The following is a 14008-nucleotide window of genomic DNA, read 5'->3' on the forward strand; positions in this document are numbered from 1 at the left end:
TGTACTTTCAGCCATAAAAAGCGGTTTCCGAAATCGCGAGGCCAAAGCGAGCGTATCTGATTGAAAGGGTGCAGTTGGAGCCATCACGTTTACCTGCTGGCTTGAGTAGGGCTCGATAAATTTGGGGGAGCCTATAAGGCTTCCCCAATGCTTTAGACCTCATATAACGATCTTCCGTCGTGTTTTAGGGCGTAAGCTAAACACGACGCCTTACCATTGCTAATTAGTCCGCCCTGAACAACGTCTAAGCCATTGATGTTGCGCGTGGCCGAAGCAATACGCAAATATTCGATTTGACCGGTTTGGGGATGGGGTTTGTGATCCAGAGCAGCAAAATGATCAGTGCATTGAGGATCAGACGCAGGTTATGACCGGCTGCGGCCAGCAGGGCGTTGATGGCATCGCCATTTTTGCCATTGAGGAAGTTCCGGTCAAGTCGTCCATCTGTTTTCATGTGGCCGATGGTGGCCTCGATCGCTGATCGTCGTTTCAGCTCACGCTTCATCTGTGCCGTCAGCCCGCGCTTCTGGCCGGAGATCATGACCTTGGCGTCGCCCTCATAATCATGCCCCCGATAGCCACGGTCCACATAGACACGCTCAGCTTTGGTGCCGCAGACTTTCTCAGCCTGACTGATGGTGTCATTCAAGGTGTGCCCATCATAGGGATTGCCCTCAAAAGCCCTCGCCGCAAGAACCAATCCTTCCCGATTGGTCGTGGCAATGCCAACCTTGGCCCCGAACTCGTAAGGTGTTCGCGCCTTGCCCTTGGCAATACAGGCCACTTCCGGCGCATGCATGGAATAAATCTTGTTTTTGTCCTTGGGGGTCTGGGCCAGAAGCCGCTCCACCAGTCCCAGCAGACGGGAGAACCGGTGCTCAAGACCTTCGTTGCCTGCGATCTTGCGGGAGATGTCGCGATAGACCCGGCCCAGATAGGTCTTCAGCTTTTTGAGTTCCCGGCGCATCCGCTTGAACTGTTTGGCATGGGCATAATACCAAACGTCAGATGAAGTGACTCATATTTGGGCTTCCGGTTTTGTTGCGAATATGATTCCAGATGGCAAACGATGGGAGTTTGCCATGGGAGCCGCGATACCGCTTCGAGATGACTTTGACGGTTGTACCCTTCGCCGGTTGGCGAGGGTGTGCCGGGACGCCAAACAGACCCGTCGCCTTTTGTCATTGGCGGTGATCTATGATGGGGGGAGCCGTTCGGACGCAGCTCATATTGGCGGAGTGACGCTCCAAATCATTCGCGATTGGGTGCTGCGTTTCAATGCTTCTGGTCCCAATGGTCTGAAGGATACGCCCAAGTCAGGTCGCCCCTCAAAACTTGACGAGCAGCAGCGTCGTGCGTTGATCGAGATTGTCGAACGAGGCCCGTATCCATCGGTGGATGCAGTGGTACGTTGGCGCTTGAAGGATCTCGCTGCGTGGATCCTGTCTGAATTTGGCATTGTCGTTGACGAGCGTACCGTATCGCGGGAGCTGAAGAATGCGGGTTATCGGCGTCTGACGGCCCGGCCGCAGCATCCGGCGCAAAACGAGTTTGCCGTCGAGGATTTTAAAAAAGCTTCCCAGCCGAACTGGCGGAAATCGGCAATCAGCTTGAAAGCGGCACCCCGATAGAGGTTTGGTTTCAGGACGAGGCGCGTGTGGGTCAAAAGACCAAGATCACAAGGCGATGGGCAAAACGCGGGACAAGGCCGCGGGCCCCCAAGGATCAGCGGACAAAGTCAGCATGGATATTTGGGGCCATCTGCCCGGAACGGGGTGTCGGTGCTGCGCTCGTCCTTCCCAAGTGCAACATCATGGCCATGCAAATGCATCTTCAGGAAATCTCGTCGCAAGTCGCTCCGGGAGCCCACGCCGTTGTCATCCTTGACCAGGCTGGCTGGCACACATCTGGCAAACTCGACATTCCCAACAACATTACCCTTCTCCCATTGCCACCGAGGTCTCCCGAATTGAACCCGGTCGAGAACCTATGGCAGTTCATCAGGGATAACTGGCTGTCAAACCGGGTCTTCAAATCCTACGAACAAATCATCGATATCTGTTGCCGCGCATGGAACAGGTTAATTGAACAACCATGGACCATCATGTCCATCGGAATGCGAGATTGGGCCCATCGGTTCTGAATTTTGACGGTTGGTATAACGGCCCGCCATCAAGGCCGCCTTTTTGGCAACTCTGGTATGGCTGCGACGCAAGATGATGCCGGCCCTCTTGGCCTGGCGCACCAGAAGCTGCAAGGCCTTGTGATAAAGACGGCTATCGGTGGGATGGGCAATGGCTTTGGGTTGAACGGTCGTATCAACCAAGACCCGCTCAAGGCTGCTCTTCTTGATCGTCCCGCTCTCAATCGCAACACCTACCGTAGCAGAAAGAAGCTTTTCCATTCCCTCAGGACCAATCCGTTTGCGCCAGCGGGTCATGGTTGAGGGATCAATGGGGAATTGGTGCTGGAAAAACTCAAAACCGCAGAAAGACTGCCAGTAGGGGTTTTCAACCCAACGCTCAACCGTCTCTTCATCGGAAAGATCGTACATGTGCTTGAGAAAGTGCAGCCCGGCCATCAGACGCGTTGGTTTGGCCGGTCGTCCCAAGGGGCGATAATGCCTGCCGAACTCCGCATCAAATTCATCCCAAGGCATCAGACCAGACAGCCGCACCAACGAATGGTTCATATCGATGATTGCGGCCAGGCGTTCCTTGAACAGATCGCCACACCGTTTGTTGCGTTTTGAAGGTCTCATGAGAATATGCCAGAAAATGCGTGCTTCGGATCAACTAACCGGCATATTCACACATCCAAAACCCAATGGGTATCCATACTCTTCAATCAGTTAAGGGGTTTTTCAGCGCGAACTAATTAGTGTTTCTTTTGTGTAGTGAAGCGCGTATTGACTCGGCTGCGCATAGTAGATCGGCACTTCTGGTTTTCCAGATTTCTCAGCAGCAACCGCAAAAAGGCACATCGCCAGCGAAACAGGCTTCGGACCAAAAGGCAGCATATATGACGTGCGGTCTCCGTTGCCTGTGACTCTACATATCGCGTCAAAGGTTTGCGATACATCTACTGCTGAGATTTGGATAAAGTCTATGGGATCTATCTTTCTTAACCCATCATTTTCACGACCGACAATCCGCTCCATGGTTTCAACAAATTTCCAGTTTCGCTTCAGGCCTGGCGGCCCTGGTGGGAAAGGGAACAACATTTTCAAGGCACGAGGCCTGTCTTCACCGAACATTCTAGAGAAACTCAACAAATGAAATCCGACACCGACAAAAGCAAAATCGTGCTCGCTGCGACCATCAATTGAGGGGAAACCCTGCAACGGGCGAAGTGCCTCAGGGTTTGTTGAAATAACTTTTGCGTATTTTGTTCCTTGAGTATACGCAACGACCAAATTCTTCACACGGTCATCGTTCACCAGTAGCTGGACCATCGGAAAAAACCAGCGCTTTGGAAACGACGTGATATCAAGCAAAACGTGGGAAGAAACAGCAATGGCTTTCTCCACGTAGTCGGCAATTTCATCAAGCGAAGATTTTAATTCACCATACAGCTTTTCGTATTTACCTGACAGCCTTTGCTCAATCCGGTTCCAGGCACCCGCTAGCACGCTTTGTGTGGTCGCGGGGTCTTGGGGAAATGGATCCTCAATTTGAATTAAGAAAAGTCTTTCTGAGTTTTTTTCGAGCTCAAAAATTGAATCAACGCTTCTTGTCTCTGTTCCGACACAGGCCAGAACAGTCCACTTGTCATTGTTTTTGAAGTGAGGAAAAATCCAGCTGGCGTCTCCCCAAGCTCTAAATTTAAAATTCTTCATTGATCAAATAGAGACCGTTCTTCATTTTGTATTTTATTTGAAAGTACTGACTTATAACCAGATTCATATATCCAATTAGCTACTTCGCTAACTTTTGCATAATAAGGTTCTTTTGTCCTAATGTATGGAATTCTAAAATGCGGACAAAAAACTGGATGAAAATAAAACTTCTTCCGTTGCCTGCGGTCTCGGTTTTTGGTCGTGTGATCAAGCATCAACATGTTGCCATAGTCAGATAGCTCTTCCAAAAATCGCAAAACTTCAGGCATTTCTTTCAATTCATGTTCCGAAAGTGAAAAGCCCGTGTGTCCCGGGTTGCTCAGTTTCTCATCTGAAAATAGTTTCGCAGCTAATTTTTCTGCAACCAAATTAACAAACTGCAGGCGTTCAGAACTTCTACCCGTTTCTTGAGCCATTTTTTCAATCCAGAAATTACTTGCTTTGAGAATACCAATCGACTGCACAATTTCAGCGATTTTAGGCAACGTCGATCGCACCTCAGACTCTTCACCTGCATATTGGATCCAGGTATCCCAAATGAATTGGTTTAAACTCAAAAACACTAGGATATTCCCGCCGGATAGTCCGACGATTTCATCGGCGCCGCACCAATAAGGTCTTTGATGAGCCTGTGAAGCGATTTGCAGTGCTGCAGCTTCCCTCCTTTCTTTTCGCCAATAAGATTTGTCTTGCCACGGCAACTTGCTGTTCGGTACGTTTAGGTCGTACTTGTCTCCCTTCTGCCGTATCCAAATCTCACCGAGTTTCGCTGATAGAAGATCACTTGCAGCAAGTTCTTTGAGCTTGTTTCTTGTCTCCGGTCGCCAGCTGGCTTCGAGTTTAAGGATCTTTTCGGGCTGTCTTATGTTAAGCTTGTTGACACGTTCACTGGCTTTGAGTTGTGGGCCATACACAGTTTCAAGTTGATCTGCTGGTTCAACTTCATCTGAGTTTTCAATTTGGTTCGCGCTCAGAAGAAGGTCATCTCTAAAGCCCGCAAATTTTAGTCGACGAACAAAGACGTCTCTAGCAAAGTTCGGGAATATATCAATTCTTTGATCTTCTTTTCTCTTTAATAGAATATCTAAATCGACATACTTATAGTCACGTTCTTCTTCGAGTCTCGCATCGGTACCTTGAATTCGACTGTGTCTACGCCACGCGTGTCCTCGTGCTCCAATCCGATATGATACAGCTGCATCTCGGGCAGCCAGAGCTCTATTAATCACAGACCGATAGTCTACTTTTTTGCCTTCGGTGTTGCGTGAAGAAATATTGCCCAGTTCTTCATATTGATCTACGTCAACAAACAAACTTGTGTCGTTGTCAACAATGCCAGCAGTTTTCAATGCAACAATACAATCTCGTATCGGATGTCCAATTTGAGTGCGAGTATTCGAAATTGAGGGATCTAATACTTTATCTTTGCGATGAAGGTACCTTCGAAAAATCCTAATTCGTCTTTGTATTCTTTCTTGAAGTTCGACAAATGTGGAACAAGGCCCAAGCCAACCCTCCCAAATTGAGAGATCAGAAATAACTGGTGCGACTTCGTTGTACGCACTTCTACCTGTCTGTAACCCGACTTCTGTCCGTAAATGCGCTGGCCCATTCACGAGAGAGTTCAATGATTTGAGAAACCCATCAACTATCAAATAGTTTAAAAAATCAGCAAAAAGAAACTCTATTTCTTCCGGATCTTCGTCGATATCTTTGCGTAATCCGAAATCAATTGCGCTTTGATGAGCCAAATTTACGCTGGCGCTAATAAATTTTCTTCGCTTTTCGGGAACAGGGAAGTCCTCACCTTCTGCATCGTATTCAATACGTACTGTAGGTTGAAGTAAGCCAAGGAGCATGCTTTTGCCACTACCTTGAATTCCAGTTACAACCACGTTCCCTGGAATAAATATGGGTAAAGCGTGAGGAACTAGATAATCGCTGAATATTGTCACAAATTCTCGTGAGGTAAATCGATCCCCGACGTAAAGCTCAAAAAACGGATTTGATTTCATTATACCCTGTTAACCCTTGGAAATAGCGGTTTCCAGCTGATTGATTCTCTATGGAAAATCGTCAACGTATTGTTCGGACAATTGGAGTACATTACAACCTGTGCGCCGGTCTTTTTGAAACCAAGCATAGATTCAGGGTTAGGAGCATCTAATCGATCTTGTAAACGGAGAAACAGGTCCCAGATTTTTGCATTCAATTCTGGGTTAGCGCTTGCTGAACCTATTTTGAACATAGCTTCTTCTGGTATCAACATCCCGGGTGAATAATCGATACCATTTAGACTTTGTGTTCTTTCCCGTATTTTTTCGTCGCCTTTTGGACAAACGACTAACGGACAAATAAGGAAGTTCAAGTCCCGGAAATGCTTCTCGACAAAGTCGAGTGCATCCTGAACTTGAGTTCCAGAACCAACAAAATCCTCCAAAAGAATAATTTTTGTTACATCGTTTTTTTGCAGATACGCTCGGATTTTGTCTTTGTCGCCAAATTTTACAAGAGATTTCCAGTCAGGTCTATGTTCCATGGTCTTCAGACCATTTACTTTCAAAAAAGAGTTAATCCGCAAGCTATCTGTAATTGGGCAGATCCAACATGCATTCAACTTGTATTTTATTTCATCATCAATCGTTGTGCTGAATGGGTTCAGCTCATCTTGTTCAATAATCCAACGGCTCAATGTGCCGCCGTACACCGAGCGATATAATGCTTCGAATTCTTTCCTACCCATAAAAAATAGCTCAATGAGCAGAGCCAATAGCAATTTTTGATCTCTTTCATCGTCGAGGTTATTTAGCCAGGAAATCAATCTATCTTCAAAGACTTGAAACTGATTTGGCTCATATTCTTGATATAATTTTCTGCCAAGAAATTTAATAAACGATACAGATCCTGCCTCAAGGTGGTCCGTTTCTGAGGCATAATCCCATTCTACAGGGAGCTCAGTTAAGTTGCTCATACCAAATACCTCGCAAAAGCCGCAACTTTCTGTGCAACAGGTGGCGGAACCGCATTGCCAATCAGTCGGTAACAGATCTTTGGTGTCTCTGAAAACGTGAAGTAATCTGGAAAACCTTGAATTCGTGCTGCTTCCCGAACGGTCATTCCGCGATGCTCTTTTGGATGCAAAAAAAGCTGATGGTCCCCAAATCTAGTATCAACTGTCGGAGAACTCTCTAATAGCGACAACCTACGATATTTGCCGTTGAAAGTGTTGGTAAGGTCGTAGAGATCATTAATTTGGCGTAGGTACCCCTTTTGGAGCAAACGCCGAAGCACCTCATCTACGTTGACTGTGCATTCAGAATTAATTTCTTCAATTGAAACCGGGTCAGCATCTCCAAAATTTCGCTTCCTGTTCCTTCGACGAAGCGTCCTTATCAGCTCTAGAATCTGTCTTTCTTGCTTGGTTGTGTGACCAAAGACCTCAGGAATATGCCAGGTTGGAACCGAGAGTGCGCTTGCGCGAACATTACATAGTTTTTGCCCTGGTTTAATGGATTCCGCTATCTTGTGGTGGCGAGTTCCGGACGCGAATACTCTGGGCTTATGCGAATAGTCTTGCATCGGCAGATCGTTAAAAACGTCTTTTAAAATTACTTTCGAAGATGCGCCTGAAAGTATGTCTGTTCGAAAGTATCTTCGATCACTTCTCGCGAATATAAATGCGCGCTTTCTTCTCTGGGGAACTCCAAAATTGTCACATGAAATGATTTTTATTTCCACATGATAGCCGCTGCCGCGAAGTATATCAAGTCCGATATTAAGTAAAGGGGAATTTCTAATGTTTATGATACTTGCAACATTTTCTATAATTGCAAGTTTCGGAGATTCTTTTTTAATTATCTCACACGTATTTATAAGAAGGTTGTTTCTCGGATCATTTACTCGGTAACCTCCTGCCGTAGAGAATCCTTGACAAGGTGGCGTTGCAATCAGTATGTCGAAATTGGAAGGGATGCTATCTAGGCGATTTACATCAATTCTTCTTGCGCACAACTTCACGTTTCTGTTGTAAGATGATACAGCATAGCTATCAGAGTCATATGCTGCTAATATAGATATTCCTGCATTTTCGAATCCAAGATCCATACCCCCGCAACCGGAAAACAAACTAATGGCCTTCACTCAAAGTTTCCTTTTCCGAATTCACGAATCTTTCAGCAACTGCGAAAACGTAACACTTCGATTTGAAAATGTCTTTTTGTCTTGCGATAGAACGTTGTGGTGATAGCGTATAGCTTCAGCATTGATGGTTCCCCTTATGCTGAATTAAGGCGCAAGGAATGACGCGCGGCATTGAGGCTGACTAGATTTCGAATGTGATGCGGGTCAAGGTCCAAGTTGCCTTGTTATGTACCGAATTACGCACTACTCCCCAATGTCTTGAATGATTACGTTTTCAGTTTCGTTCTCCATGTCATTTCTGGCTCGTGCGATGGCCATGCGGACGTTTTGGACTGTCCATATAGTGTGCCAGAAGATTGTTCGTTCCTGCATATATTGACCTACGCGCAGGGCAGCAATGGAATAGCCACCGACTAAGATAAGCGCACTGACAGATATGATCAGGAACATTTCTGACCAGTACAAAAGATCGCCGAATTGATAACAGAACAGGATCAATCCCAAACCCAATATTCCTCCGATGATAAGCGGCTCGCGGCCTACAATGACGGATTGATTGGCAAGAATGGCTTCGTCTTTGTAGCGGGTTGAGAGGGTTTTGTTCGTGACTTTGATGCCTTGGGCATTTTCAAAATAGGTTTTGGTTTTTGGGGTAGCTTTTTCCATGATTGAGTTCTCCATAGTTTGCCGTTGTGATGATTGTTTAAGCGGCTATTTCCAGGGCAGCGCACCGCACTGACCATTGCTGGCGATTGCCATGATGTTTTGATCGATGGAACCTAAGCTTTTTGGCGTATGCGTTCTCAGACTTGCCACATGCAGTGTCATTTTGAGGCCCATGCCATCAAAGGCGGTATCAACTGCGCAGCCGCAGATGCTGGAGCGATCAATCTTTGACATGCGGAATTTTTGTGGACGCATTTGTTCCACCATGCGCTTTGCAGCTTCCAGACTTTCCTTGACCCCTGGCATGTTGCCAAGTGGCGAGTTCTCGTACATTTGGATGACGATTTGCGCTTGGCGGAATTTTTCGTTGTTTGGCGGCGATGTGGTCTTTTCTGCATATTGCAAACTGGCTTCGCATTGCGGAATGAGACGCTTTTCAGCGAGGCGTTTTTCGACTATTGGCTGTAGCCAGAGCATGGTGGCAGCACCGTAAACAATGAGGCCTGCCAGAAGCGCAGGCGGAAACAGGCGTGCGGGAAGTTCCATCATGATTGATGTCCTCTTATTCAGGTCAGATTTTTGAGGGAAGGGGAGACCGTTGCTTTTGAGTGGTAAAACGGCCTACTGAAACCGACAATGAGATTTGACGAATGGGTTCAGCGTTTGAGGGGTAAGGTCAAAGGACGCCAGAACCTCGTTGCTGAAGGTGTTGATTTTGGGCAAATCAGCGCCGTTAACATCGGCAATGTGTAAGGTTTGATTGGAAGCGGTTACGCTTCCTTTTTTGCTGACATAGCACCATTGTTTTTCAATTGTACGATTGCGGCTTGACGCAAATTGAACACCGGTGACGACTTCGAAGCCTTGATGCTTGTGCTTGCTGAAGAGTACGTATTTCTTGATGTCACCGGGATCATTGCCAGGAAGGAAATCCTCAAAGCGCCACAGTTCATCGAGAATGTCTGTGAGTATCAGAAACAGGGCTACGCTAGCAAAAGCGGATGCAATTAGAATTCTCAGTGACCGGATGAACCGTTGAAGGAATGTCATTCCTTGCGTCCATCACCCAATTGGCCGCGATTGTTGGTGTCAATCGATCCGGGATTGAGATTGAGATCAATATAGTCAGGAACATCAAGTCCACGATTTCCGGGCTTTTGCGGAAAGTCATCAATCATTTTCAATTGTTTTGCCGCATCAATCAGTTCAACGGCGGTCCAATGATTGCGTGGATCGTCTTTGGAATCGCGCTCATCGCGCAAAAGCGTTTTGAACATCAAAATTACAAGGGGAAGCAAATCCAGTCCCAAGGCCGTCGCAATGGCGGGAAGGATTGATTGCCAATATTCTAAGACCCCGCGCATGATATTCGGGCTCTCAAGTGTCAGCGGTTCAGGCAACTTACCCTGTTCGATCTGACCTATGGATTTGGCAATATTGTTCGCCTTTTCTTGGCTTTCAGTGATGAACCCATCAATGATGTCTCGCTGGCTTTTGGTTTTGATATTTGCGGGCAGAACAATGCCAGCGGTTAAGTTTTCCAAACCGCGAACCGTTGATGCCAAGACATCCTGCCCAGCCATTTGCGCGATAACACCATTGAGACAGGAAAGGTGTTCACCCGCTTTATCAATGTTACCGGAGGTGATTGTTACGCGTAATAGACCGAGACATTGATCTCCTTTTGATTGAAGCTGGTCAACTTTATTCGTTGAGGCTTGCATTGCCTTGACAACGGAATGGACGCGGCCAGCCACTTGGCCCATTGTGTTGGAGATTGCGCCTTCGCCCGCAGAGGCGGACGTGCCTCCAGAGCTGACTTCCATTTCCTGCAAAGTTAGAGTGTCGCTATGCAGGGAGGATATGTCAGACGCAATGGAACGTGATTTTTGAATGCCTCTGACGGCAAGATTATACTGATACTCCACGCGCTCAACGGCGGCTCGTTCAGCAAGTCGATCAATTTCACCGCGCGTGAGTGACGCTACGTTCCAATAGCTTGAGAGTGAGACAATAAGGCTCAAACCGGTCCAGACCACAAGCCAGCCGGCAATACGTTTCGACCGGCTTTTTAAGTCAGGCAAGGTTTCAAAGGCCCAGTTCCAGAACAGGGATAATGAAAGGGCAACGGCAACGCCTGTCATTGCGCAGACGGACTTGAGCCACCAATCATCTGGTGCGACCAGGGAAGACAGGCCATCATAGTTCAATACGCCGGAAACGACCGCTACAATGAAGATGACGGTTTGTGTCCATTTTTTTGTCATGGATATTTTCCTTTCATATGGAGCATGTTCTGGACGCAAAACCGTTTGCCTGCAGGCAGGCTGGTGAACATGCGGATCAAAATTTATGAAAAAAGTAGTTTGGACAGATCGAGCGGGAACAATCCAATCACTGGACAGTAAGTGCCGCCGCGATTTTCAATATGCCGCCAGCCATCGAACAAGGTGAGGTAATCGCACTTGAAATAAACCGGAAAGAGCCCGTTACCATTCCACGTATATTGCATGCGTAGAGCAGGTTGCCCGCAGAGTGAGAGGAGAATGAGTGGAACACCGATCACTGCGCCAATCTTGGCAAAGGGCAACCAGTAGGGCATGCGCAATTTGTAATCCGCATTCGGCGTGGTGGATTGTGGAGTGGGAAGTTTTGGTTTCTTGCTACGTAGAAACGCACCAAGTCCATTGAAGGGTGACATAAACGCCTCCTGTCTTTGGCTGCATGAATTTTGAAGGAAAGGAAGGGAGGGGAACCTGGAGCGGCTACGCTCGGTATTCTATCGGGAAATGGCCTTCGGCAGGGCTGCCTGGAACATCGTCGATCCGATAGATCCACGGATCGATTTGTTTGTAGTGAACCAAATCAAGCATCAGAGGCGGATTTTGTTCCTTGAACAATATCGCGGTGAATTTGGGCATTCGTGTCAGTTCATCAAGCCGAATGAGAGGAATACCCTCTTCATTGACGCTCACATCAAACTCACCGCCTTGTTTTGGAATAGTCGCGCTGTCGGTCACGATGGCACGTTGGCCTGCACGTTTGGAGTATTCTTCTGCTTCTTCCACATTGCGAATATCCATCGCCATGAAGACGGCTGCCTGTGTCCAGAACATGGAGGATAATTGCCCGTAGCGTGCTTTCAGGCTTTCCTGATCCTGAATAAAGGCAAACAGGCGCACGCCTCTCGTGCGTCCTATTTTCAAAACACGTTCAATGACGGGGATTGGCGCGGTTGATAAGTTCTCAAACTCATCTGCAATTATGGTGACTTGGGGATGGAAGCTGTCTGCTTCAATAGCAGTTGTGCAAATTGAGTTCAGGGCAAGTCCGGCAAATGTGTCATTAATGCCGGACTTTTCAGGGGGCAGGATAATATGGAATGTTACGTTCTTGTTTGGGTTTTTGATGTCCGATAATTTAAAGGTGGAATATTCGCAAGATTTGCCAATCGGGGTGGCGGGTTCAAAGATTGTCAGCCCTTCCTGAGTTTCAGTGATAAAGCTCTGTGCGGATTTTGGATTGTTCTTGAACTGGCTCAAAAAACGTTTGCCTGCCCGTGCAATAGCTCCATCAAAATGGGGAATGATTGCCATGCGGGAAAAGATCTCCAGCAGATCTTCTGTACCGTGAGCGTTCGGTATTCCCGCTCTGACGGGGAGCGCAGTGGGGTGATAATGTCCATTTTCGTTAATGGACATTGTGAGGCACATTTTGGGTACGAAGAAGGGCAGCAAGAAGCGGTTTTGGTCGGATGACGAGAAGCGGTCGATCTGTTTGCAGGCCAGAGTGCCGGGGGTTTCGGTTGCGCAGGTTGCGCGCCGCTCTGCGATGAATGCGAACCTGATCCACAACTGGCTGCGTGATGAGCGGTTTGCGCCAGAAGACAGCGATTGCGTCCTTGATGGAGCGGCGTTTCTACCAGTGGAGATAGAGGGCCCGCAGGCCGCACCAGGCCACCAGATCGCGGCGCTTGCCTCGGATATGCCGTTGTCGGCTCAGCGGGTTGATATCACGCTGTCGGACGGGCGGCGGGTATTGGTGGAAGGGACGACGGCGCTGCCGACGGTGCTGGCTTTGGTTGAAGGTCTAATGCCGTGATCCCCGTGCCGTCCAACGCGCGGGTTTGGCTGGCTGCCGGGGTGACGGACATGCGGCGCGGGTTCAACACTTTGGCGGCTCAGGCGGAGAAGGTTCTGGAGCTTGATCCCTATTCTGGACATCTGTTTGTGTTCCGGGGACGGCGCGGTGATCTGCTGAAGATCATCTGGTGGGATCGACAGGGCGCATGCCTGTTCAGCAAGCGCCTTGAGAAGGGCCGGTTTGTTTGGCCTGCTGCGAAGGACGGTAAGGTCAGCGTGACGCCCGCGCAATTGTCGATGTTGCTTGAAGGCATAGACTGGCGGATGCCGCAAAAAACATGGCGGCCCCTGAGCGTCGGATAGGCCAATATATTGGCGTTTGCGCGCCTCTCGGGATTCAACTTACGCCCTTGATCTGATATAAGATCGAAGATGCTGAAGGACCTTGATATCACCCCGGAGGACCCCGCCGAATTGAGGGCGGTGAACCGCCTTCTGGCCGACGAGGTCAAGGCTCTGAGCCTCAAGGTCGAGCAGCTTCAACACCAGTTGCACGGGGCCAATCGGCATCGGTTCGGCTCCAAGTCTGAGGGTCTGGATCAGCTCAATCTCGATCTGCTCGAGGACGCCGAGATTGTTGAGGCCGCTGAAGACCAGGCAAAACAGCCCGCCCCGTCGCAGGAGGGAGTTGATCCAAAGCCGAAGCGCAAACACAGCCGCAAGCCCTTGCCGGATCATCTGGATCGGGAAGACGAGGAGCTCTCTCCCGGTGATGAATGCGGTCGTTGTGGTGGCAACTTGCGCACCCTGGGTGAGGATGTCACCGAAGAGTTGGAATACGTGCCGGGACGCTTCAAGGTGAAGCGGATCATCCGGCCCCGCAAAGCCTGTTCATGGTGCGAGGCGATTGTGCAAGCGCCGCTGCCATCGCGCCCCATTGAGCGTGGGCGGCCCGGACCGGGATTGTTGGCCCATGTTCTGGTAAGCAAATATGCCGATCATTTACCCCTCTATCGCCTGAGCCAGATCTTTGCCCGTGAAGGCGTCGATCTGGACCGCTCGACCATGGCCGACTGGGTTGGTCGCTCGACGGCCCTGCTGGAACCTCTTGCCGATGCCATCGGACGGATGGTGCGGCAAGGACCTGCGCTTTTTGCCGACGATACGCCCATCAAAATGCTGGCCCCCGGCAACAAGAAGACCAAAACGGCGCGGGTCTGGACCTATGTGCGGGATGAGCGTGCCTGGTCTGGCCAATCGCCACCCTGTGCATGGTATCAGT

The 14008-nt window shown here is 48.8% G+C and carries 14 protein-coding genes and 2 pseudogenes; 4 read left to right on the forward strand and 12 right to left on the reverse strand.

What is annotated here, in order from left to right:
* Nucleotides 1-244: 244 nt before the first annotated feature.
* Nucleotides 245-994, reverse strand: a pseudogene (locus TRICHSKD4_RS02470) (IS5 family transposase); the annotation flags it as partial.
* 88 nt (nt 995-1082) lie between these two features.
* Here TRICHSKD4_RS02470 and TRICHSKD4_RS28840 point away from each other — a divergent pair.
* Nucleotides 1083-2143 (forward strand): IS630 family transposase gene (locus tag TRICHSKD4_RS28840; protein WP_085979595.1). Its coding sequence is split into 2 segments (ribosomal slippage): nt 1083-1575 and nt 1575-2143, totalling 1062 coding nucleotides; the frame shifts between segments, so codons are not numbered across the junction.
* On the opposite strand, the pseudogene TRICHSKD4_RS02480 reads toward TRICHSKD4_RS28840, so the two are convergent.
* The 11 genes and pseudogenes from TRICHSKD4_RS02480 to TRICHSKD4_RS02530 form a co-directional block, all read right to left on the reverse strand.
* A pseudogene (locus tag TRICHSKD4_RS02480) lies at nt 2132-2761 on the reverse strand (transposase); the annotation flags it as partial. The gene TRICHSKD4_RS28840 and the pseudogene TRICHSKD4_RS02480 sit on opposite strands and share 12 nt — an antisense overlap.
* Before the next feature lie 102 nt (nt 2762-2863).
* Nucleotides 2864-3838: a hypothetical protein gene (locus TRICHSKD4_RS02485; RefSeq protein WP_009465821.1), complete on the reverse strand. Its 975-nt coding sequence runs from the start codon at nt 3836-3838 to the stop codon at nt 2864-2866.
* On the reverse strand, nt 3835-5853 hold the full coding sequence (locus tag TRICHSKD4_RS02490; RefSeq protein WP_009465822.1) for a hypothetical protein: 2019 nt from the start codon (nt 5851-5853) through the stop codon (nt 3835-3837). The genes TRICHSKD4_RS02485 and TRICHSKD4_RS02490 overlap by 4 nt, the downstream gene beginning before the upstream one ends.
* The gene (locus TRICHSKD4_RS02495) at nt 5853-6809 is read right to left on the reverse strand and encodes a hypothetical protein (protein WP_009465823.1); all 957 of its coding nucleotides are present in this window, start codon (nt 6807-6809) and stop codon (nt 5853-5855) included. Before TRICHSKD4_RS02495 ends, TRICHSKD4_RS02490 begins: the two co-directional genes overlap by 1 nt.
* On the reverse strand, nt 6806-7978 hold the full coding sequence (locus TRICHSKD4_RS28845; RefSeq protein WP_009465824.1) for a DNA cytosine methyltransferase: 1173 nt from the start codon (nt 7976-7978) through the stop codon (nt 6806-6808). Before TRICHSKD4_RS28845 ends, TRICHSKD4_RS02495 begins: the two co-directional genes overlap by 4 nt.
* Before the next feature lie 243 nt (nt 7979-8221).
* Nucleotides 8222-8644, reverse strand: a complete 423-nt coding sequence (locus TRICHSKD4_RS02505) for a hypothetical protein (protein WP_009465825.1) — start codon at nt 8642-8644, stop codon at nt 8222-8224.
* Nucleotides 8645-8689: 45 nt separating this feature from the next.
* Nucleotides 8690-9193, reverse strand: coding sequence for a hypothetical protein (locus tag TRICHSKD4_RS02510; protein ID WP_009465826.1), 504 nt, complete (start codon nt 9191-9193; stop codon nt 8690-8692).
* Between the two features lie 72 nt (nt 9194-9265).
* Entirely contained in the window at nt 9266-9694 is a 429-nt protein-coding gene (locus TRICHSKD4_RS02515) for a hypothetical protein (protein WP_009465827.1), read from the reverse strand.
* Nucleotides 9691-10911, reverse strand: coding sequence for a hypothetical protein (locus TRICHSKD4_RS02520; protein WP_009465828.1), 1221 nt, complete (start codon nt 10909-10911; stop codon nt 9691-9693). The genes TRICHSKD4_RS02515 and TRICHSKD4_RS02520 overlap by 4 nt, the downstream gene beginning before the upstream one ends.
* An 83-nt stretch (nt 10912-10994) precedes the next feature.
* The gene (locus TRICHSKD4_RS02525; protein ID WP_009465829.1) at nt 10995-11345 is read right to left on the reverse strand and encodes an amino acid transporter; all 351 of its coding nucleotides are present in this window, start codon (nt 11343-11345) and stop codon (nt 10995-10997) included.
* A 64-nt stretch (nt 11346-11409) separates the two neighbouring features.
* Nucleotides 11410-12345: a type IV secretory system conjugative DNA transfer family protein gene (locus TRICHSKD4_RS02530; RefSeq protein ID WP_168156965.1), complete on the reverse strand. Its 936-nt coding sequence runs from the start codon at nt 12343-12345 to the stop codon at nt 11410-11412.
* A gap of 13 nt (nt 12346-12358) precedes the next feature.
* On the opposite strand from TRICHSKD4_RS02530, the gene TRICHSKD4_RS02535 reads away from it, so the two are divergent.
* The 3 genes from TRICHSKD4_RS02535 to TRICHSKD4_RS31095 all read left to right on the forward strand — a co-directional run.
* The gene (locus tag TRICHSKD4_RS02535) at nt 12359-12745 is read left to right on the forward strand and encodes a transposase (protein WP_009465943.1); all 387 of its coding nucleotides are present in this window, start codon (nt 12359-12361) and stop codon (nt 12743-12745) included.
* Entirely contained in the window at nt 12742-13089 is a 348-nt protein-coding gene (gene tnpB, locus TRICHSKD4_RS02540) for an IS66 family insertion sequence element accessory protein TnpB (protein ID WP_009465831.1), read from the forward strand. Before TRICHSKD4_RS02535 ends, tnpB begins: the two co-directional genes overlap by 4 nt.
* A gap of 69 nt (nt 13090-13158) precedes the next feature.
* A partial coding sequence (locus TRICHSKD4_RS31095; protein WP_040616070.1) for an IS66 family transposase occupies nt 13159-14008 on the forward strand: 850 nt, incomplete at its 3' end.

It is taken from the genome of Roseibium sp. TrichSKD4 (assembly GCF_000148725.1).
Classification (GTDB): Bacteria; Pseudomonadota; Alphaproteobacteria; order Rhizobiales; family Stappiaceae; genus Roseibium.

Bases quoted from the DNA above. Each gene is read 5' to 3' on its own strand.
- TRICHSKD4_RS02485 (WP_009465821.1), bottom strand. From the start codon at position 3,838: ATGAAGAATTTTAAATTTAGAGCTTGGGGAGACGCCAGCTGGATTTTT.
- TRICHSKD4_RS02525 (WP_009465829.1), bottom strand. From the start codon at position 11,345: ATGTCACCCTTCAATGGACTTGGTGCGTTTCTACGTAGCAAGAAACCA.
- TRICHSKD4_RS02505 (WP_009465825.1), bottom strand. From the start codon at position 8,644: ATGGAAAAAGCTACCCCAAAAACCAAAACCTATTTTGAAAATGCCCAA.
- TRICHSKD4_RS02520 (WP_009465828.1), bottom strand. From the start codon at position 10,911: ATGACAAAAAAATGGACACAAACCGTCATCTTCATTGTAGCGGTCGTT.
- TRICHSKD4_RS02495 (WP_009465823.1), bottom strand. From the start codon at position 6,809: ATGAGCAACTTAACTGAGCTCCCTGTAGAATGGGATTATGCCTCAGAA.
- TRICHSKD4_RS02510 (WP_009465826.1), bottom strand. From the start codon at position 9,193: ATGATGGAACTTCCCGCACGCCTGTTTCCGCCTGCGCTTCTGGCAGGC.
- TRICHSKD4_RS02530 (WP_168156965.1), bottom strand. From the start codon at position 12,345: ATGTCCATTAACGAAAATGGACATTATCACCCCACTGCGCTCCCCGTC.
- TRICHSKD4_RS02490 (WP_009465822.1), bottom strand. From the start codon at position 5,853: ATGAAATCAAATCCGTTTTTTGAGCTTTACGTCGGGGATCGATTTACC.
- TRICHSKD4_RS02515 (WP_009465827.1), bottom strand. From the start codon at position 9,694: ATGACATTCCTTCAACGGTTCATCCGGTCACTGAGAATTCTAATTGCA.